General features: G+C 43.0%; 21 protein-coding genes and 1 riboswitch. Of the genes, 2 read left to right on the forward strand and 19 right to left on the reverse strand.

Annotated features, from left to right (window positions below):
* The first annotated feature begins 6 nt into the window (after positions 1-6).
* Positions 7-147, forward strand: a complete 141-nt coding sequence (locus tag C6Y01_RS18975; RefSeq protein ID WP_162839379.1) for a hypothetical protein — start codon at positions 7-9, stop codon at positions 145-147.
* A 48-nt stretch (positions 148-195) separates the two neighbouring features.
* Here C6Y01_RS18975 and ywaC read toward each other — a convergent pair whose 3' ends face one another.
* The 5 genes from ywaC to C6Y01_RS13405 all read right to left on the reverse strand — a co-directional run bounded on the left by ywaC (position 196) and on the right by C6Y01_RS13405 (position 6,440).
* Positions 196-828 carry a GTP pyrophosphokinase YwaC gene (ywaC, locus tag C6Y01_RS13385; RefSeq protein WP_003215004.1) on the reverse strand — a complete coding sequence of 211 codons (633 nt, stop codon included), beginning with the start codon at positions 826-828 and terminating at the stop codon, positions 196-198.
* Between the two features lie 94 nt (positions 829-922).
* Complete coding sequence (locus tag C6Y01_RS13390) at positions 923-1,936, reverse strand: ABC transporter permease (RefSeq protein WP_034660426.1); 1,014 nt, start codon at positions 1,934-1,936, stop codon at positions 923-925.
* On the reverse strand, positions 1,933-3,429 hold the full coding sequence (locus C6Y01_RS13395) for a sugar ABC transporter ATP-binding protein (RefSeq protein WP_095285634.1): 1,497 nt from the start codon (positions 3,427-3,429) through the stop codon (positions 1,933-1,935). Before C6Y01_RS13395 ends, C6Y01_RS13390 begins: the two co-directional genes overlap by 4 nt.
* A 69-nt stretch (positions 3,430-3,498) precedes the next feature.
* The gene (locus C6Y01_RS13400) at positions 3,499-4,617 is read right to left on the reverse strand and encodes a sugar ABC transporter substrate-binding protein (protein ID WP_095285633.1); all 1,119 of its coding nucleotides are present in this window, start codon (positions 4,615-4,617) and stop codon (positions 3,499-3,501) included.
* Between the two features lie 169 nt (positions 4,618-4,786).
* A riboswitch (SAM riboswitch) is annotated at positions 4,787-4,896 on the reverse strand.
* A 116-nt stretch (positions 4,897-5,012) separates the two neighbouring features.
* Positions 5,013-6,440: a right-handed parallel beta-helix repeat-containing protein gene (locus C6Y01_RS13405; RefSeq protein WP_106038355.1), complete on the reverse strand. Its 1,428-nt coding sequence runs from the start codon at positions 6,438-6,440 to the stop codon at positions 5,013-5,015.
* Positions 6,441-6,808: 368 nt separating this feature from the next.
* Here C6Y01_RS13405 and C6Y01_RS13410 point away from each other — a divergent pair, with 368 nt between their 5' ends.
* Entirely contained in the window at positions 6,809-7,900 is a 1,092-nt protein-coding gene (locus C6Y01_RS13410; protein WP_106038311.1) for a branched-chain amino acid aminotransferase, read from the forward strand.
* Between the two features lie 314 nt (positions 7,901-8,214).
* Here the strand turns inward: C6Y01_RS13410 and C6Y01_RS13420 are convergent, their stop codons facing one another.
* From C6Y01_RS13420 to sigY, 14 genes are all read right to left on the reverse strand, one after another.
* On the reverse strand, positions 8,215-8,613 hold the full coding sequence (locus tag C6Y01_RS13420) for a hypothetical protein (RefSeq protein ID WP_034660737.1): 399 nt from the start codon (positions 8,611-8,613) through the stop codon (positions 8,215-8,217).
* A gap of 117 nt (positions 8,614-8,730) precedes the next feature.
* The gene (locus C6Y01_RS13425) at positions 8,731-10,059 is read right to left on the reverse strand and encodes a 6-phospho-beta-glucosidase (protein WP_106038313.1); all 1,329 of its coding nucleotides are present in this window, start codon (positions 10,057-10,059) and stop codon (positions 8,731-8,733) included.
* Positions 10,056-10,382, reverse strand: a complete 327-nt coding sequence (locus tag C6Y01_RS13430) for a PTS lactose/cellobiose transporter subunit IIA (protein WP_034660431.1) — start codon at positions 10,380-10,382, stop codon at positions 10,056-10,058. Before C6Y01_RS13430 ends, C6Y01_RS13425 begins: the two co-directional genes overlap by 4 nt.
* Before the next feature lie 26 nt (positions 10,383-10,408).
* Positions 10,409-11,758, reverse strand: coding sequence for a PTS cellobiose transporter subunit IIC (gene celB / locus C6Y01_RS13435; protein WP_060597567.1), 1,350 nt, complete (start codon positions 11,756-11,758; stop codon positions 10,409-10,411).
* Positions 11,759-11,772: 14 nt separating this feature from the next.
* Positions 11,773-12,078 (reverse strand): PTS sugar transporter subunit IIB, encoded by a 306-nt coding sequence (locus C6Y01_RS13440; protein WP_106038314.1) that lies wholly within the window; start codon positions 12,076-12,078, stop codon positions 11,773-11,775.
* 122 nt (positions 12,079-12,200) lie between these two features.
* Positions 12,201-14,144, reverse strand: coding sequence for a BglG family transcription antiterminator (locus tag C6Y01_RS13445; RefSeq protein ID WP_095285630.1), 1,944 nt, complete (start codon positions 14,142-14,144; stop codon positions 12,201-12,203).
* 237 nt (positions 14,145-14,381) lie between these two features.
* Positions 14,382-14,741: a class F sortase gene (locus C6Y01_RS19110; protein WP_223249927.1), complete on the reverse strand. Its 360-nt coding sequence runs from the start codon at positions 14,739-14,741 to the stop codon at positions 14,382-14,384.
* Entirely contained in the window at positions 14,701-14,982 is a 282-nt protein-coding gene (locus C6Y01_RS19115; protein WP_223249928.1) for a hypothetical protein, read from the reverse strand. The genes C6Y01_RS19110 and C6Y01_RS19115 overlap by 41 nt, the downstream gene beginning before the upstream one ends.
* Before the next feature lie 70 nt (positions 14,983-15,052).
* Positions 15,053-16,435 carry a copper amine oxidase gene (locus tag C6Y01_RS13455; protein WP_106038315.1) on the reverse strand — a complete coding sequence of 461 codons (1,383 nt, stop codon included), beginning with the start codon at positions 16,433-16,435 and terminating at the stop codon, positions 15,053-15,055.
* 123 nt (positions 16,436-16,558) lie between these two features.
* The gene (locus C6Y01_RS19120; protein ID WP_008345567.1) at positions 16,559-16,672 is read right to left on the reverse strand and encodes a hypothetical protein; all 114 of its coding nucleotides are present in this window, start codon (positions 16,670-16,672) and stop codon (positions 16,559-16,561) included.
* Positions 16,673-16,755: 83 nt separating this feature from the next.
* Positions 16,756-18,126 (reverse strand): NADP-specific glutamate dehydrogenase, encoded by a 1,371-nt coding sequence (gene gdhA / locus C6Y01_RS13460; protein ID WP_095285627.1) that lies wholly within the window; start codon positions 18,124-18,126, stop codon positions 16,756-16,758.
* Between the two features lie 314 nt (positions 18,127-18,440).
* The gene (locus C6Y01_RS13465) at positions 18,441-18,653 is read right to left on the reverse strand and encodes a hypothetical protein (RefSeq protein WP_060597571.1); all 213 of its coding nucleotides are present in this window, start codon (positions 18,651-18,653) and stop codon (positions 18,441-18,443) included.
* On the reverse strand, positions 18,650-18,961 hold the full coding sequence (locus C6Y01_RS13470) for a YxlC family protein (protein ID WP_034660438.1): 312 nt from the start codon (positions 18,959-18,961) through the stop codon (positions 18,650-18,652). Before C6Y01_RS13470 ends, C6Y01_RS13465 begins: the two co-directional genes overlap by 4 nt.
* The gene (sigY, locus tag C6Y01_RS13475; RefSeq protein ID WP_106038316.1) at positions 18,958-19,491 is read right to left on the reverse strand and encodes an RNA polymerase sigma factor SigY; all 534 of its coding nucleotides are present in this window, start codon (positions 19,489-19,491) and stop codon (positions 18,958-18,960) included. Before sigY ends, C6Y01_RS13470 begins: the two co-directional genes overlap by 4 nt.
* Positions 19,492-19,725 lie beyond the last annotated feature (234 nt).

A 19,725-nucleotide genomic window follows, 5' to 3' on the forward strand; every position in this document is an offset into this window, starting at 1 on the left:
TGTATGATGAAAAAATGGTTTATCACAACTGCGATTTTGACACTCTTGATAACAGGTGTTTCCATTGGCGCTTCTATCCAAAAAGACAGCCAATCTGCACAATCTCAAGATATCATTCAAAAGAGAGACCGCGGCACCAATCCTTAAAAATGAAAAAGAGCAGCTGTGAATATAACAGCTGCTCTTTTCTATGCGCTAATCAATTTCTCGTTTAATATTTTGCATTTTTTCATCTAAGTAATGGGCGATATCTGCCGCTTCCTTCAATTCATCGGTCAGCTGATGAGGGACATCGTTTTGCAGTTTATAATAGATTTTATGTTCAAGGCTCGCCCAAAAATCCATCGCTATGGTCCGCACCTGAATCTCAACCTTCACATGCTCCACACGATTCGTTAAGTACACAGGGATTTCCACAATTAAATGAAGACTTCTGTAGCCATTTGGTTTTGGATGTTGAATGTAATCCTTCACTTCAAGGATTTTTAGATCCTCTCTTTGCCTCAATACATCCATAATATTATAGATATCTTGAATAAAGGAGCAGATGATACGGACACCTGCGATATCATGGATATACTCCTTGGCACATTGTGTTGTGATGTCGCATCCTTTTCTTGCTAATTTATTTACAATGCTTTCAAAGGATTTGATTCGTGATTTTGTATGCTCTATTGGATTGTGTCCATGGATTAAATTATATTCCTGGCTGATAATTGAAAACTTTGTATCCATTTCATCTAATGCAAATTTATATACTAATAATTCATTTTTCCAGTCTTCCATGACGTTTTTCAAATCTTCTACATGAGTTGCTGACATATTCATTTCTTTTTGTCATCTCCTTTTGGGAAACGGCGGCTGCACCGCTTTCCGTTTACTAGACGGAGAAAGGACTCAAAAGGTTTTAAAAAATACGTCGTCAGCCTCGCTGTTTGTAATACGTTAACGCCAGCGCAAGCGCGAGTACAGAGCCTTTCACAATATCCATCGCGTAATAAGGGACAGACATCATCACAAGTCCATTTTGCAAAATACCGATGAGCACAGCCCCAATAAACGTACCAAATGCATTTGGCTTTCCTGCTCCCATGACGGAAAAACCGATAAAAGCTGCCGCTACGCCATCCATTAAATAAGGTGCGCCAGCATTTATTTCCGCTGTCATCACCCTTGATGCCAGCACAATACCACCGATTGCTGCAAATAAAGCCGAGAGCAGATATGCCGCGATTTTATATTTGTTTACATGAATACCGGACAATCGAGCCGCTTCCTTATTCCCTCCAATAATGTACATAAATCGGCCGTGCTTTGTGTAGGTCATGAAAACATGTGCAAATAGCACAATGGCTGCCATTAAGAGAATGATATATGGCACCTGGCCGATTTTGCTGAAAAAGGCGGGGATTGTGCCCGTTGAGAATGTACCGTCAGGCAGCACCATGTTTTCAGAAATGGTCGCCCCTTTCGTATACGTTTGAGCCAGTCCTTGAATGATAAACATCATAGCTAATGTCATGAGCATATCTGGAATTTTCATTTTGACAATCATCAAGGCATTGAGTAAACCAACAATAAGGGCAGCCGCTAGCGCAGAGAGGATCGCAATCAGCGGGTTTTGCGAAAACCACACGAACATAGAAATCACAATTGCATTCGATAACGTTGCGACTGATCCGACTGATAAATCAAAGCCGTTTACTGCCAATGAGATGGTAAGGCCCACCGCAATAATGGTCACAATGGAGATAGACCGTAAAATATTGATGATATTCCCTGATTGCAAAAACGCTGGATTCGCTGCCGCAAATACCACAATCAATACGACAATGGTTAAGATCGTGCCATATCGATAAAAGAAATCAAATAGATGAAAGGATGGCCGCTGTTTTTTCATTTGCTGCACAGGGGCTGGAATTTGTCGTTCACTCATGATTGTCCTCCTGTTGAATGATATAAAAGCTCTTCCTCAGTCGTTGGCGCAGTCATTTCCCGGGCAATGCTGCCATCATACAGCACGTAGACTCGGTCTGCGATACCTGCAATCTCCGACAGCTCACTTGACGCATAAATCACAGATTTCCCGCGGGCGGCAAGCTCTGCAATCAGGGTGAAAATATCTTTTTTCGCTCCAACGTCAACGCCTTTTGTTGGTTCATCAAAGAGATAGACATCCGCCTCAGCCAGCAGCCATTTTCCAATGGCAATCTTCTGTTGATTTCCACCGGATAGATGCTTCACCTTTGCTTCAAGAGAAGGCGTTTTGACACCAAGCCGTTTGACGATTACGTCTGCTTCCCGCTTTTCCTTCGAACGATGTAAGAAGCTGAACACCCGTGAGAATGAACGAAGACTTGCAGCCGTTAAGTTCCACCCCACGCTCTCTTCTGTTAGAACTCCTTCCTTCCTCCGCTCTTCCGGCACAAGGGCCATTCCAGCTCTCACGGCTTGATAAGGCGATGTGATGCGAACGGTTTGACCATGAAGCTGCACAGTTCCCGTCTTTTTTTCTGAGGCGCCGAAAAGGGCTTTACACAATTCCGTTTTTCCAGCACCGACAAGGCCAGCAATTCCGAGAATTTCTCCCTTTTTCACATGAAGATGAATGTTGCGTAATTTATGCTGGTCGTTTAGCTGCTTCACTTCAAGCACAATGGGTGCATCCTTCAAAGGTGTACGGAGCGGGAATTGCTCCTCTAATGGCGCACCTAGCATTTCTTCAATGATCTGCTGCGGATTTGTATCTTGAACGAGGTGAGCTGCGACATCGGTTCCATTTCGCATCACTGTCAGTTCATCACAGATGGTGAAAATTTCAGGCATGCGATGGGAGATAAACACAATGCCCGTTCCATTCTGTTTCAGCCGATCAATCATTGAGAATAACTTGCTTGTTTCTGTATGACTAAGAGGAGCCGTTGGTTCATCTAAGATTAAAATGCTGCATTTAATCGAAACGGCCTTGGCAATGAGCACCATCTGTTTTTCTGCAAGGGTCAGATCACTCACAAGGCGTTTTGTGGAGATGTCGATGTCCATTTCTTTTAATAGTTGAGCTGCCTTACGGTGCAGCTCTTTCCAGCCGACAAATGTTTTTTTCTCAATCTGATGCATCATCATATTCTCACCAACACTTAAGTAGGGAACTAGCGCCGTATCCACTTCTTGATGGACCGTCTGCACACCATATGAGGCCGCATTCTTTGGGGTTTGAATGGATGCCGCCTGACCATTGATATGGATGCTTCCTTCATAGTGCGAATGAGCGCCAGAAAGAACTTTCATTAACGTGGACTTTCCAGCACCATTCGCTCCAATCAGCGCATGAACCGTCCCTTTTTTTAATGTAAAATTCACTTGATCTAACGCTTTTACTCCTGGGAATTCAATCGAAATATGTTTCATACAAACAAGCGGCGAAGTCATAGGTGTCCTCCTTCTCATGATCATCATCTGAAAAACGAAACACCCTCTATGGAAGAGAGTGCACGGTGTTTATTTTGTATAATGTTTCTTCAAGGTCTTCATCCAATCTTCTTCAAAAGCAGTCGATGAGCCGAACCCCTTCACTTCGTCTGCAAGATTGACCATATTGATGGCTTTTCCTGCTTGTTGAAGCTGATTTTGCGAGATGAGAGAGGCCTCAAGGTCATAGGAAGATGGTGTTTTCTCGCCCGCTATTTTCTTCGCAAGAATTCTCACGTCAACAGCGCCGATGAGCTTCGGATCAACCGCTGCTGTGTACTTCCATGGACTTTCTTTCGCTGTCATTTCTTGAAGATCAGCATTTGACACATCAATCCCGTAAATCTTCACTTCTGTTCTTCCTGCTTCCTTTAGCGCTCTTGCTGCGCCAATGGCAAAGGCATCCCACGTGGCAAAAATAGCGTCAAGTTTACCCTTTGGATATTTATTCAGCATCGCTGCCACTGCATTTTGCGTTTGAACAGACGTATCAGAGGAAGCAATGCCAAAGCGGTCAAGTTCCTTGATCCCTGAATGTTGGTTGAGCGTTTCTTGATAGACCTTGTTTCGTCTCACCATTGGCGGGAACCCATCTACCCAGAGGTATGCAATATTTGCTTTTCCTTTAAAATCAGACACGAGTGCGTCTAGTGATTTTTTCGCTAATTGTTCGTCATCTTGAGACGTCACTGTGACCCCTTTGATGTCCTTCAGCTTAGGATTCGAATCAAACGCTACGACTGGAATGCCCTTCGCTGTGATCTTTTTCACGTCAGCGACGGTCGCCTCGTCGTCCCCATGAGAGATGATAAAGCCATCATAATTTTCTTCCAGCGCCTGAGAGATCGCATCATGGAATTTCGCTGTATCCCCGTTTGCGGTGTAGACATCTACCGTAAAGCCAAGCGCTTCACCTTCTGCCTTCGTCCCAGCTAAAAACTGCGCTGTATGATCATCTCCTCCGATTTTACGGATGACTTTAATTTTTGCTCCCTGTCCCTTTGCAAATCGCTTCGGTACATTGTCAAAGGAGACCTTTTCGTTCGCATTTGCCTTTGAGCCTGCACTTGATCCAGTGCCGCAGCCCGTTAATAGGATCGTCAATACCATTAATAATATAAGACATGATGTAAAATGCTTACGCTTCATTGCTGTTCCTCCTCAAGTTATTTTTATTTTTCTCATCGGAAAACTAGGTAAAACAGTGGGAAAACGCCAGTAAACTTTTCTTTCATTTGAAAAAGAGACGAAAAAAAGCCTCTCCTGGAAAGAGAGGCTTGATCACCGTTGCATGAAACATGTATCGGGAAGTCTTCCTCTCTTATCTGTCAAAGCTGTAACAGCTTTGCAGGAATTAGCACCAATTTCTATAGTAGAAACGGTTGCCGGGCGTCATAGGGCCAGTCCCTCTGCCTCTCTTGATAAGAGATCCGTTATGAAATTTTGTTTTAGTTAAAATGTCTTCTTTACTTTAATGTGATGTGACAACAATGTCAATGATTTTTTTGAAAATTTAAAACAATACATTTGTGGTTCATACATGCTTAACTTCCGATGATTTTCTTAGCAGGTGATGATTTCTTCAGGCGAAAGTCATATTTTTTCTCATTCACAAATTGTGGATTGAGGTGTGCTGATCCTTTATCTTGGCCGCTTTTCAAGAGATACGTTTTGTAGCCTTCCATCCATTTCCCGCGCCATACCCACTGTGATGCCTTCGCACCTTTTCGGTCGTCATACACGTTCTTCTGGAAGGTATTCTTTTGATTCACTCCATAAAGATTCACGACTAAGTAATGCGACGCACTCGCTGTCATAATATTATTCGTGATTCGATTGTTCACGGCTTGATATTGCATCAACAATTGACCGCCTTCTAAGCCGGCTGTGTCATTTTTGTACAAAATATTATGTGAGATCGTCGTATTTGTTGTTCCGCCTCGCTTTTTATCATAGCCGCCAATTGAAATACCTGTATAACGGTTCAAATACACTTGATTGTGTTCGATGCGAATGCGATCTGCCATTTTTCCTTTATGTTCACTTGTGACTTCAATCCCCAGGTCATTGTGATGTGTGATGTTATGATCAATCACAATGTCCTTTCCGCCATCAACATAAATTCCGCCAGCGGAGATGTCTTTGCCATAGGCTGGATTCCCTGCACTCGTAATCTCATATACTTTGTTTTTAGATACGACACCATTTCTGACTTGATCGTACTTTTTAGAAGGTGCTACGTTCTCAAAACCAATTAAATCAATGCCTATATTATCTGTGTGGCGAACCGTGTTATGTGTCACACGGAATTTTTTGACGTTCCCATTTAGCACAAGCGCTTCACTGAAGCCAAGCTTTAATTTTTCAACAGTGTTTCCTTTGATTTCAATGTCTTCAATGGCCGCAGGAGCTTTTGTTCCATAGACCGCAATACCGTGCGCATTCCCATTTTTGTGTTTCGTCTGAATGTCATACACTCGGTTGTTGAGCAGTTTGACGCCTTTGCCGCTTCCTTTGATGAAAATACCGACTGGTGTCACATCTTCCTTATTCGTCTTGAGATGTCCCACCGTCAGACCTTTGAGGGTGATGTAGCTTTTTTGATCGATCGTGACAAGACCGCCATCTGCTTGATTTCCCTTAAGAGAAGCCCCGCTAATGACAGGTTTTTCTTTTCCGTAAGCTTGAAAGATAACGGGTGCTTTCTTTGTACCTGAATGGCGGACAATCAATTTCTCTTTGTATGTGCCGCCTCTCATGTAAATGGCTGCCCCGGCTTTCGCCATACTTGCCGCTTTTTTCAGCGTGCGAAAAGGTTTTTGCTTCGTTCCCGGGTTTTTGTCGTTTCCGTTTGGCGCCACGTAATAGGTAGTTCCCTGCTTGGCGCCAGCCTCCTCTGTCATCGCTTGACAGCCGAAGCTGATCACGGTCATGAATAAAATAAGTAAAATGCCTAGTATCGCTCGTTTCATCTTGTTGTTTGCTCCTTTCACTTCTCTTCTTCCTTTATCGGTTAAAAAAAAGAGGATTAAAATATGAGAATGCCCCTTGCAATGTACTAGTCAAAAGGTGTATGGTTGAAAGAATATCTTACAGGAAAATCATCCGTTTTTAAATTGTCAGATTAATCAGTTAATAATGCATTTGGATTTTATTTCTTTATTAAAAAGGGGTGACTTGAGGCAGACTGACGGCAGAGAAAAGGAAAGCGCTTTAACAGATTTTTCTTATCTGAATTCCAGAAAACCTATTGCTAATATTTTGTGAAGGTATAGAATAGAATCATAATTATTTCATATTATTAGAATTTTCAAATAATCAAACAGCAAGGAGATTTACGATGCCAAAACAACCCATCCGCGTTGAACTTAGTTCAACAAAAAAACCAAAACCTCAATCTGATCAACTTGAATTCGGAAAAATCTTCACAGATCACATGTTTGTGATGGATTATTCCATTGATCAAGGCTGGTACGATCCCAGAATTATACCTTATCAGGCCATTCCAATGGACCCAGCTTCGATGGTCTACCATTATGGGCAATCTGTTTTTGAAGGCTTAAAAGCTTATGTTTCTGAGGATCAGAAAATTCTCTTATTCCGTCCGGAAAAGAACATGGAACGCTTAAACAGATCCAATGACCGCCTGTGTATCCCGCAAATTGATACAGAAACGGTTTTAGAGGGCTTAAATGAACTCATTCGCATTGATAAGGATTGGGTACCTGATGCAGAGGGCACTTCCTTGTATATCCGTCCATTCATTATTTCCACTGAGCCGTATTTAGGCGTTGCGCCGTCAAGCACGTATAAGCTGCTGATTATCTTATCTCCAGTGGGATCTTACTATAAAGAAGGCATCCACCCGGTCAAAATTGCAGTTGAAAACGAATTTGTCCGTGCCGTTAAGGGCGGGACAGGAAATGCCAAAACAGCTGGAAACTACGCCTCAAGCCTCAAGGCACAGCAAGTCGCTGAAACCAAAGGCTTTTCACAGGTTCTTTGGCTTGATGGAGTCGAGAAAAAGTACATTGAAGAAGTCGGGAGTATGAATATCTTCTTTAAAATCAATGGAGAAATCGTGACGCCTGAATTGAACGGCAGCATTTTAGAAGGCATCACCCGTAACTCTGTACTTGAGCTGTTAAAACATTGGGGTATTCCAGTGACAGAGCGTAAAATTTCGATTGATGAGTTAATTGAAGCACATCAATCAGGTGAGCTTGAAGAAATTTTTGGAACTGGAACGGCGGCCGTCATCTCTCCTGTCGGGGAATTAATTTATCACGATCAGCCATATGTAATTCAAGATGGTCAAACAGGTGAAGTATCGAAGAAATTGTACGAAGCCATTACTGGTATTCAAAAAGGAACACAGCCAGATATCTTCGGCTGGACAGTAGAAGTCGACTCGGTCGTTAAGCAGACATAAGCATGTAAAAGAACCTTTCAGTCATGAAGGGTTCTTTTTTTGTTTATTTACCCCTCCAATATACCTTATAATGGTAATCATACGTATAAGGAGTGATGGTATGTTTTTTACTTATCTACTAGCGTTCTTTGGTATTTGTATCGGATCGATGATCATAGCTACAGGTTTCGACGATTCACCGTTTCACACCCGTGTTCTATTTAAGTTTCTCGGAATTTCTATCTTTGTTCTTTCTATTACTTTTGTGAAGGTTAGACGAAGGAGGTTACGCAACAAAAAGGCGAAATAGACTCAGATGTCCAGTCAGCCGCCCATCAAATCGTGCACCAAAACAAGACCGATACACCCACAATCGCCCCTGCATATATCCACTGTTTCCTTTTTATGCTCCGCTTTCTTTCGATCAGTAAAAAGATCTCTGGTAAAAAGACGATGATGATTTCTAGGATAAAGACAAGATAATAAACAAGCGGCATGGGCTGGAAATCAAAGTCTCTTTCATCTCCACCAATCGTTGCGAAATACATCAACAGGTTGGTCACTGGAATGGTAAAACAAACGAGCAGGCGGAGAACATAAATCCACACATACTGTCTATGACGAATAAGACCAATAAATGAAGCAATGATGCCATACAAAAACAAGACCACTGTGCCGTAACTCATCAGTGGTTGAACGATAAAGCCGTAAAGCATTAAACCAATTGCAACCATATTCAAACCGTCCTTTCTTTGAAGCCATACATGCTGTTTTTTCTATCATACACTTCTTTCTTGAATTCCCATATGGGGCAATGATAAAAAACGACCCCATAAAGGGGCCATTTTGTTTTACGCTTTGACTGATTTGAAGAATTGCGGTAAATATTCACGATGCGCTTCGAGCATTTCATCTAAAATTTGCTTTGCAATTTCATCAGATGGGACAAGCGGATTAATCGTCATCGCCACAAGAGCCGTCTCGTAATCTCCTGTTACAGCCGCTTCTGCTGCCACACGCTCGAATGATTTGATTTGTTGAACGAGCCCTCTCACAGCTACAGGCAGATCACCCGTCGCAATTGGTTTTGGTCCGTCCTTCGTAATGATACAGTTCACTTCAACCGCTGATTCAGCCGGAATGCTGGCAATCGCCCCTCTGTTCACTGTATTGACAGGTTGGATGTCATGCTTATCATTATAGATGGAGCTGATTAAGTTACATGCCGCATCACTGTAATACGCCCCGCCTCTTTTTTCGAGCTGCGGTGGTTTAATCGATAAATCAGGATTTTTATAGAGCTCAAATAATTCTTGCTCGACCTGCTGTACAACCTCTGCTCTTGTTCCTTTTTCTTGGGCTGCTTTTTGCTCTTCTTCCAGCATATCTTTCGTTTTATAGTAATAGCGATGATACGGACATGGGATCACCCCTAAGCCTTTTACAAAAGAAGGTTCCCAGTTTTTCGCTTCAATGTTCTTCATAGACCACTGACTATTCGGATTTCCCAATTCATCGAGCACTTGATCCATGATGCTGACCCCGTCTAAATACACGTTTAATCCATAGACCATGTGATTGAGGCCCGCAAACTGTACCTCGATTCGCTCAACATCTACATCAAGCGCCTTGGCAATCCCCATTTTGATCCCAATTGGTACATTGCATAGACCGACTACTTTTTTTAGATTTGTGTAGCGCAGCACAGCTTCTGTGACCATGCCTGCCGGATTTGTAAAGTTCACAAGCCATGCATCTGGACAAAGTTCTTCCATATCCTTCACGATGTCTAGAATGACCGGGATGGTCCGAAGACCTTTAAATAAACCGCCTGGTCCGTTCGTTTCCTGACCGATGACGCCGTATTTAAGCGGGATTCTCTCATCTTTTGCCCGTGCTTCCAGCAGTCCTACACGAAATTGTGTCGTCACGAAATCTGCGTCCTTCAGGGCTTCCCGGCGGTCAAGCGTCAGGTGTACCTCAATCGGCAGACCGGCTTTTTCAACCATGCGTTTCGCGAGAGCGCCCACGATGTTTAACTTTTCCTGACCCGCTTCAATATCCACTAGCCATAATTCCTTTACAGGCAATTCATGATATCGTTTGATAAACCCTTCGACAAGCTCAGGCGTATAGCTCGATCCTCCGCCTATTGTGACAATTTTGATTCCATCTTTCATGAATTGACACCTCCGAGTTGCTTCATTTTTTCATGGAGCTCGATGATTTCCGCCGCGAGTTCCTTGACGGTCATTGCGTTCATGAGATGATCCTGTGCATGGATCATTAAGAGACTGATGTCGGTCTTTTCTCCTCTAATTTCTCCTTGGATCAGCTCTGTCTGTGCGTGATGCGCCTCATTTAACGCGTCTTGTGCTTCCTGCAATTTTTGCTTCGCCTCATCAAAGTTTCCTTGCTTTGCACTTGTAATGGCCTCCATCGCAGAGCTTCTGCCATTCCCGCCATGTAAGATGAGTTGAAACACAATTTGTTCCATTTCCATCGGCCGCATCCCCCTTGTTTCCTCTATTACATGCTGACGACATTTTCATCAGTTGATGCTTTTGTTTCTAGCTCACTTTCTTCTTTTAATTTCTGCTTATCCCACATTCTAAAGAATGGGTAGTATAAAGCGAATGACAACGCCAGGTTAATCAGCTGCATGACAGCACCAGAGATTTTGCCTCCTGTGGCGAGATAGCCTGAAATGATGGGCGGCATCGTCCATGGAACAGCAATCCCCGCTGGTTTTGCTACAAGTCCTGTGCTCATTCCGATATATGTGGTGATGATCATCATGATTGGCGTAAGGATAAACGGAATGAGAAGCATTGGGTTCATGACAATCGGCATTCCAAAAATGATCGGTTCGTTGATGTTAAAGATGGCTGGCCCAATGGCAAGTCGGCCAAGCTGTTTCATTTGTTTACTTCTGGCACGTAAGATCATCGTCAGCACTAAAGCAAGCGTTGCACCGCTTCCGCCGACATTGATGAAGATTTCAAAGAACTGCGCTGTGAAGATATTTGGCAGCACTTCTCCTGCTTGGAATGCGAGACGGTTCTCATCCATCGCACCGAGCCAAATTGGGCCCATGACGCCGCCGACAATGGTTGCTCCGTGAATACCACATGCCCAGAGGAGCATTTGCACACCAATGGCGACAATACTTCCGCCTAAGCTTCCACCAAGAATGGAAAGCGGTGTGCCAATTAAGACCGTGATGATATTATGAATACTCTCAAATGGTGTCATCTCAATCACAAGTCTAACGACCCAGATCAGCGTGATGACCACAAAACCTGGAATAAGTGCGATAAACGATTTACTCACTGCTGGCGGTACACCATCAGGCATCCTAATGACGATATTCCGCTGGACAATGAATCGGTAAATTTCAGTTGAAAGCATGGCAATAATCATGGCAACGAATAACCCTTTACTGCCCATCAATGTGACTGGAATTCCCCCACCTACTAGGATGGCTTCTGTTGAGCCTTCAGGTGTGAAAGGAACTTGATATGGTGTCGCCAAAAGGAAAGCTGCAACAGCGATCGCACCAGATGATAGGGCATCCACTGCATACTTTTCAGCAAGCCTGTAGGCAATCCCGAAGGTGGCAACAAGTGCCATAATGTCAAAGGTTGCATTAACAGGATAGGATAGTTTCGTGGCCCATTCAGCTCCGAAGATACTTGCCATAAAATCGCTGTATCCTGGGATCGGAAGGTTGGCTAAAATGAGAAACAGTGAACCGACAATAATGAGAGGCATGGTTAAAACAATTCCGTCACGCAATGCTTGTAAATGTCTTTGAGCGGCAATCTTCCCTGCAAACGGCATGACCTTCTCTTCTAGAAATCGGTTGAATCCATTCATCCCTTCCGCCTCCTTTATCCGTTCACTAACTGTTCAGCAGATTTTAAAACCTCAGCCCCATTACATACGCCATAATGCACGGGATTAATGACGTCGACTGGAATTCCTTTTTCTTCTCCGAGCTTTTTCATTTGTGGTAATAAATATCGAACCTGTGGTCCTAATAAAAGCACATCGGCTTGATCAATATGACTTTTTGCTGAATCTCCAGATACTGCCCAAATACGATAGTCTTTTCCTTGTTCTTGTGCGCTTTTCTCCATTTTTGTTACTAGTAAGCTTGTTGACATACCTGCTGCACAAACCAATAAGATGTTCATGTGTAAACGCCCCCTTTTGAAAGTGTGAAGCTTTTCTTTACACATTCATCATATTATGAAACCGCTTTCATAAACACCTATACTTTTTCCTTTAGGAAGCGGAAAAAGTTAAGATCACACTGTTAGTTCTTGTACGAAGGGACCTTTTTATACATGGTATCCAGCATGTCTTCAAATGTATCACAGGCGATGAGATGCTGAATGAATTTCACATTATGCACAAGCTCGCCCAGCAGACGGTACATCCCTTTTAAATCTTTGGCATTCTCTTTTTCGACACAAAGCAAGCAGACAAATTGAACTTTTTTCTCTCCCCATATGATCGGTTTTTCTAATGTACATATCGCCCAAAACGTCTCTTCTGTCAGCGGCGTCATAGGGTGCGGAATGGCTGTATAATGCCCGAAGGATGTAGGAGCAGCCTCTTCTCTTTCCATCACAGAAGGTGTAAGCTCTGCTGGTGCTAAACCCATATCGATGATTTTTTCCGTGAGAAAGGTGATGACCTCTTCCTTTGTTTGAAAGGCGCATTTTGTAAAGACCAATTCCTTTTTCATATATTGAGAGGCCAATGTCACCCTTGTTTCACTCGTCAGGGCTTCTTCAATTTTTAAAAAGTCGCCGCCTCCTAAAATGGTGTTTACTTGTATGACTGGAATCGGTAAATCCATCTGAATCGGGACCGTTGTAATAATCAAATCCAGGGCATGTAAAGACACATGCGGAAACGAATAAAGCTCTGCTGTTCCTAAAATGGTCAGTTTTGACCCAAATTGTGACCGCAAACGATCCTGAAGCAGCCTTGCACTCCCTGCACCAGATGCACAGACAATGAGACATCGCTTCGGCGGAATCTCCATTTTCCTCCGCTCTAAAGCCGCACCAAAATGAAGCGCCATATATCCGATTTCATTCTCATGAATACTCAGCCCCTCCTCTTCTTCTAGGACCCTGCTGGCGATAATACCTGCTTCAAAAGCAAGTGGATACCCCGCCTTTATTTCATCAAGCATCGGATTTCTTAAGTTCATTCCATATTTACACCGGGTCATGGCTGGCTTTAAGTGCAGACTCAGTCCAATCATTAATTCCGCATCGCCGGCTAAATCAAGCTGCAGTTTTTGATCAATGGCTTGGAGCATAAGCTGAACAAGACGGCTCGTGTCATCATCCACAATTTGTTTTTGACCACTCGATGAAAAGGACTGTACCATTTTGGCTGTTCCTAATAAATGAATGGCGATATAGACGATCTCCTCTTGTGGAAAAGAGACGTCCAGCAGTCCTTCAAGGCATTCCACCATTTTTTTAGCGACCTTATATTCCTTTGCCTGTGGTATCTCATTGATTTCCTCTGGCAAAACAGATACATAGTTTCCGTGTCTAATCCGTTTGCAGGCAATCGCAACATGAACGATTAAATTATTCATGCAAATGTCTGATAGATTCATTCTTTCTTCATTGATATAATCAATCATTGTTTTCTGAATCAATTCCAATTCATGTTTTGGCAAAATGGTGACTGCTGTGTTCAGCATCGTTTGGCAGGAACGGCGTTCATTGAATAAATATTCTGACATACAATAACGAATTTTCATCTCCGATCCTTTGATTCGGCAGCCTTTATTCGGCTTCGCATCCAGCTTCAGATCAAAGGGCTCAAGCTTGCGTTTGACCCATTTCATATCGTTACTCATCGTCGATTTACTAATAAACAGCTGGCCCTGTAAGTCTTCCAGTTTCACATAAGACTCTGCGAGAAGCAGCTTCTTTAAAATAAACCGAACGCGCTCCTCCGGCAGAACAGCCAGTGGCTCTTCCTGTTCGACCTCCTCTTTCATAAAACGGCGAAAGGCATTCTCATCGTTGATCAACAGCTCATAGCCAGCTCCTCGAACAGCTGATACAGCCGCTTGATAAGGAGCGAGACGGTCGTTCAGTTCCTTGATGTCTGTACGAATGGTGCGGCTTGTCACTTGTAAGCTGACAGAAAGCGCAGCGCTTGTGAGCGGGGTCTCCGCTGCCATGAGCTGACTTAAGATGTGCGCCAGTCTTTTACTCAGCATCAGATCGGCCTCCTTATGTAAGGGTGGAGAATCTGCCTTGTCTGGACAGGGTGTATACGCTTGCAGTTCTCTTCATTACTCATATTCTACTGAAAAGAAATAAAAATTGCCAACTCATTTATATGACAAACGCCCCTATTTATACAACAAACCATATCTAATGACCTATGAATCTTTTTGTAGGACTCTGGCAGAAACCATCAAAAAAGGCGCTACACCTCCGTGTCATCGCCTTTTTTATGAAGGGATCAGCTGGGTAAAGACAACCAGTCTCTTTTCATGAGTCCCTGCTGCATGATCAAATGTCCCTGTACACGTAATGAAATTGAGATTCCGTGTAAAAGCGTACCCGAAAAACGCATTCGGCTTTTCTTCACGCGGATAGCTTTGCACTTTGATCACTTCAAAAGTTCGCTTTTTTCCTGACGAGGACGTCACGATTACCTTGTTTCCCTTTTTTAGCTCCTTTAATCGATAAAAAACAGAAGGTCCCCATTTATTATCAACATGGCCATTCATGACGGCATTTCCTTTATCTACTGGCTTTGGACCATCTTTAAACCAAGCTGTGTTGTCCGTATTTTTTGGGACGCCCATACTGCCATCCTTTGATAAAGTTGTTTTCTCCACTAATCGCCGGAATCGCAATTTCAGCCGGGACAATACCAGACGGTTCGTCTTTTAACATGTCTTGTGAATGAGACTGTTTTGCGGCTTGGTTTGTTGTCATTTTTTCAGGAGATGAGGTTGTTTTAGAGGATGACGAATCATCCATAGATTGTGATGCGCAGCCCGTGATGATGAGAAGCATCAGAAGACCAAACAACCACCTTATCAAGTCAGTCTGCCTCCTTTTAAAGAAAGGAACGGCACGATTGTGCACGTTCCCCTTTCCTTTTTATACGAGCTTAATTTGATGTCTTACGGCGAGTAAGGAAGAACGCACCCGCTGCACCGCCGGCTAGGATCAAACTTGCGATCATTCCCGCAAATGCTTCATATGACATACCTAAAGGACCGGCTGTACCTCCCATACCTGTTTTAGGCATTTCATTAGGCATCTTGGATTTGAACATTTCAGGATGCTGATCAACAATTGCTGCTGTGACATCTTGACCGACCATGAACATATGACCGTACGCCTCTCTCACTGTTGGATAAAGCTGATCATATTCGCCATTATGGTATGACGTATATGTTTTGATCAGCTCATCAATATGCATTTTCAAGCCAGCCTCTAAATCTGCTGCCTTCAAACGTCCATTTGTCGCTTGATCTAAAAATTTCGCTTGCTTCATTCGATACGCATCTAAGTTTTTCCCCGCTTTTTCTTTCGCTTCTTTGTCTCCTGATGCATCCGCTTTGACATAATCAACTAAGTAACCGATATGGCTTGACCAAATGTCTTTGAATTGTTTTCCTGCATCCTTGCCATAAAAAGAGGCAATCGCATCTGATAAATCATTTGTGTTTTCGTTCAAAGCTGCCGCTGCTTGATCAAAGTCCTTGCTGCCATCATTTCCTTTTTGCATAGCAACGACCGCAAGCGCCAAATGCTCTGAGAACAAGTAGTTTAAATCTTCACGAAGGTCTGCTGCTGGTGTGTCGACTGATTTGTGATCAAATTTCCCAGGAAATTGATCTGTGATCGCCCACGATACGCCTTTACCGACTTCAAACATATGATGAATGGATTTTCTAACCGTTTCATAGGTCGTATCAAAATCCTTTTCAGTGTAGCTATCAAACGCTTTTAACAGTTCATTGACGTGCATTTTTAAGCCTTCTTCTAGTTCGCTAGCTTTCAATCTGCCGTCTGTTGCTTGATCGAGCATATCAGCTTGTTTCATGCGATATTGGTCAAGCTGCTTAACTGCTTTCTTTTTACCTGCTTCATCTTTCTTTGCCGTTGCTTGTACATAATCAACAAAGTAGCCGATATGACTTGACCAAATGTCTTTGAATTGTTTCCCTGCTTTTTTTCCGTACACAGAAGCGATGGCTTCCGATAAGTCATTTGTGTTGTCATTTAGCGCTGCCGCTGCTTGTTTAAAATCTTTGCTACCGTCAATTCCCTTTTGCATTGTGATGACTGCTAAGTAGGCATGCTCCGAAAATAACTGGTCTAGTGCTGCTCGAAGATCGGTTGCTTTGTTTGACACCTCTTGTGACGAAGATGTCTTCTTTGCCTCTCCATGCATATGTCCTTCGTGTGCACTTGCGCTATGAGCTGCCGGAAATAGTAATGCTGCGCTAAGTGGAATGGTTAAAATCGCTTTTTTCATGTTCATCTGTTTTTCCTCCTCTTTCCGTTTGTTATGTACTTAACGGAGTGAGGCATGACTTGGATCATTCAAATCTATTATTTTTTCGTTCAGGACACAATCGGTAATGCTTGCATAAAAAAAGCCGGATTATCCGGCTGATACGTTACGACTTTTAGATGCTTTTCGCTCTTTATATATTTTCCTCACCACTGGATAAATCACTGGTGCCCATTTGACAATTTGTTTCAGCCATTTTTTCATTTCTCCCGCGCCTCCTTATTGTCATTCTTACAAGGACGATTCCCCATCTTGTCATGAAATAAACAGGTGCGGGAGAGCAGGAGTTAAATCACGCCTTGTGCGATCATCGCATCTGCCACTTTGCGAAATCCTGCAATATTTGCTCCTACGATTAAGTTTCCAGAGTGTCCATATTCGTCTGCTGTCTCTGTACACCGACGATAAATCGTCTGCATCATTTGTTTCAGCTGATCATCTACTTCTTCAAATGTCCAAGACATTCTTGCACTATTTTGTGCCATTTCCAGTGCTGAGACACCTACCCCGCCAGCATTCGCCGCTTTTGCCGGCGCAAATAGAATATCATTCTGTTCAAACACTTTGACTGCCTGAAGAGTAGAGGGCATATTAGCTCCTTCTCCTACCGCAATGACACCATTTTCCACGAGCTGCTGCGCTTGCATCTCAGATATTTCATTTTGCGTTGCACATGGAAGCGCAATATCACAAGGAACAGACCAAATTTGTTCACAATCTTCAATCAATTCGGCATGCGGGTGAATGTCTATGTATGCCCCAATCCGTTGATTGCTCACTTCCTTTAGCTGCTTCACGGTCTCAAGTGAAATGCCTTGAGGATCATAAATCGCTCCGCTTGAATCACTGCAAGCAACGACCTTACCGCCTAGCTCCATGACCTTTTCCATCGCATAAATAGACACATTCCCTGATCCAGACACAACAACTGAATGCCCTTCAAATTGCAGTCCATGCGCTTTTAACATTTCTTCCATAAAGTACACCAGTCCATAGCCTGTCGCTTCTTTTCTCGCTAAGCTGCCTCCAAATCCAGGACTTTTCCCTGTGAGCACACCCGCCTCATAAGCACCGCGCATTTTCTTGTACTGTCCGAACATATAGCCAATTTCGCGTGCCCCTACGCCAATATCACCTGCTGGTACATCTTGATCAGGTCCAATATATCGGCTGAGTTCACTCATAAAGCTTTGGACGAAACGCATGATTTCTCCATCAGATTTCCCTTTAGGGTCAAAATCTGATCCACCTTTTCCCCCGCCGATCGGCATACCAGTCAGTGCGTTTTTAAAGATTTGTTCAAATCCTAAAAACTTAATAATGCTTGCATTGACAGATGGGTGGAAACGGATGCCTCCTTTATAAGGACCGATGGCACTATTGAATTGAACCCTGAACCCCCGATTGACTTGTACTTTCCCCTCATCATCTACCCAAGGTACACGAAATACCACAAGCCGCTCAGGCTCAATGAGTCGTTCTAAAATGCCCTGTTTTTCATACTCTGGGTGTTTTGCAAAAACAGGAACGAGTGATTCTAGAATTTCTTTTACGGCTTGCTGAAATTCCTCCTCACCAGGATTTCGTTTTTCCACCTCCTCTAACACACGGTCGATGTAGCTTTGTGCTGTTTGTGCTGCTCGATCTAAGGTCAACATGTCTCATCTGCCTCCTTTGTATATCTTCACACATTTATCCTGTTAGATTTTCTAACGCATATTGAGATTAATTTAACACCATTTGTAAAATCTGATCAATACTGATAACAGATGAAAATGATGCCGATTTGAGATGGATCAAGCAGCCGCAGCAATCGTTTTTAGAAAGTATCTCTTGCAGAATGACTATTGTGCTAGAAATGATGATTTAGACGTTATATATCCCGCACTCTTTAACAAATAGATGAATCATGAATGATTTCTAGTTGATCTTCAACCCGAAAAAAAGGCCTAAAGTTTTATAGGCCGTCCGCTCAATCTTTTCGGATCTTCTCATCTTTCTTTCGATCAGGGTACACGACACAAAGCCAATATAAAATAGAAGACGATGGGAAATTAATTAAACCGACAATGCCCCAAAACCACTTATAGCGCCCTCTTTTCTTTGCATCCATAAATAAAAGAAGCCCCTGCGCAAACAATAACGGCAATGCGCACAATAAGATGATCATCTCCGTCTGACTCATAAGGAAGACCCTCCTTTAATGTGTTGATATTCCTTGATGCCGACAACGACGCAGAGCGGCACACTCACTACTTGAAGAAGAATGAAGATGATAGGCAAATGGGTGATGGCAGCGACAAATAGTGCCAGAATGGTCAGACTGATGAGAACGTACGCCAGTACTTCTTGTTTAAAACGCCTTTTCTCTTGTTCCTTTGCCTGCTTCAGCATCATCATGACAGCCTGCTCACTTGGCTCTTTCACTTCAATTTGTTCATCTAGCTGCTGTAACTCTTCCTTTAAACGTTCGGTGAACTGATCTTCCTTCATTGAGACCACTCCTTTCGAATTTTCTTTAATCCATGATGAACCCTCGACTTCACAGTGCCTTCTCTCATACCGAGCATTGAAGCAATCTCTGGATAAGTAAAGCCATAATAATAGTGCAAAATAATCGGTGCTCTCTCCTGTGCCTTCAATTCGTTTAGAGCATCCCACATCTCATGCCATGTGCGGCCCTTTTGCTGAATGTCCCATTTGAAGCGGCGTATGGTCTCTTGATTCGCCTTCCCTTCTCTTAATTGTTCACGTTTTCTTTTCTTCTGGTGATCTAAAAATTGTCTAGATGCAATGGAAATGAGCCATGTTGAAAATAAGGAATCTCCTCTAAATGAAGAAAGTTTCATGTACGCTTTCAGCATCGTTTCTTGTATGATTTCTTCTGCCAGCTCTTGTTGAAGGGTGAGCTTCATTATATAACGGTAAAGAAAGGAATAATGATGACGATAAAGGGCTGTAAATGCAGCATCATCTCCCTGTTTTGCCCGCTGAATCAATAATGTCTCTTCTGTCTGCTCCAAACACACCCCTCCTTCCTTTTCTTCTCTTATTCATGTGACGACACGGATGACGACATCGTTCAAAATAGACTTAATTTTTTTCACTTGGCTCCTTTTCTCCCTGTTGATCCAGTATTTGATTCATTTTATATCCAATTTTTTCTTATGTAATGATTATGACATTCTTTCGTCCCTAACAAAATGGTGCGTTCGTAATCATCTTGATTTTCTATCAAGCGAAGAGCCTCTCCCTCA

It is taken from the genome of Bacillus sp. NMCC46 (assembly GCF_002998465.1).
In the GTDB taxonomy this organism is placed as follows: domain Bacteria; phylum Bacillota; class Bacilli; order Bacillales; family Bacillaceae; genus Bacillus.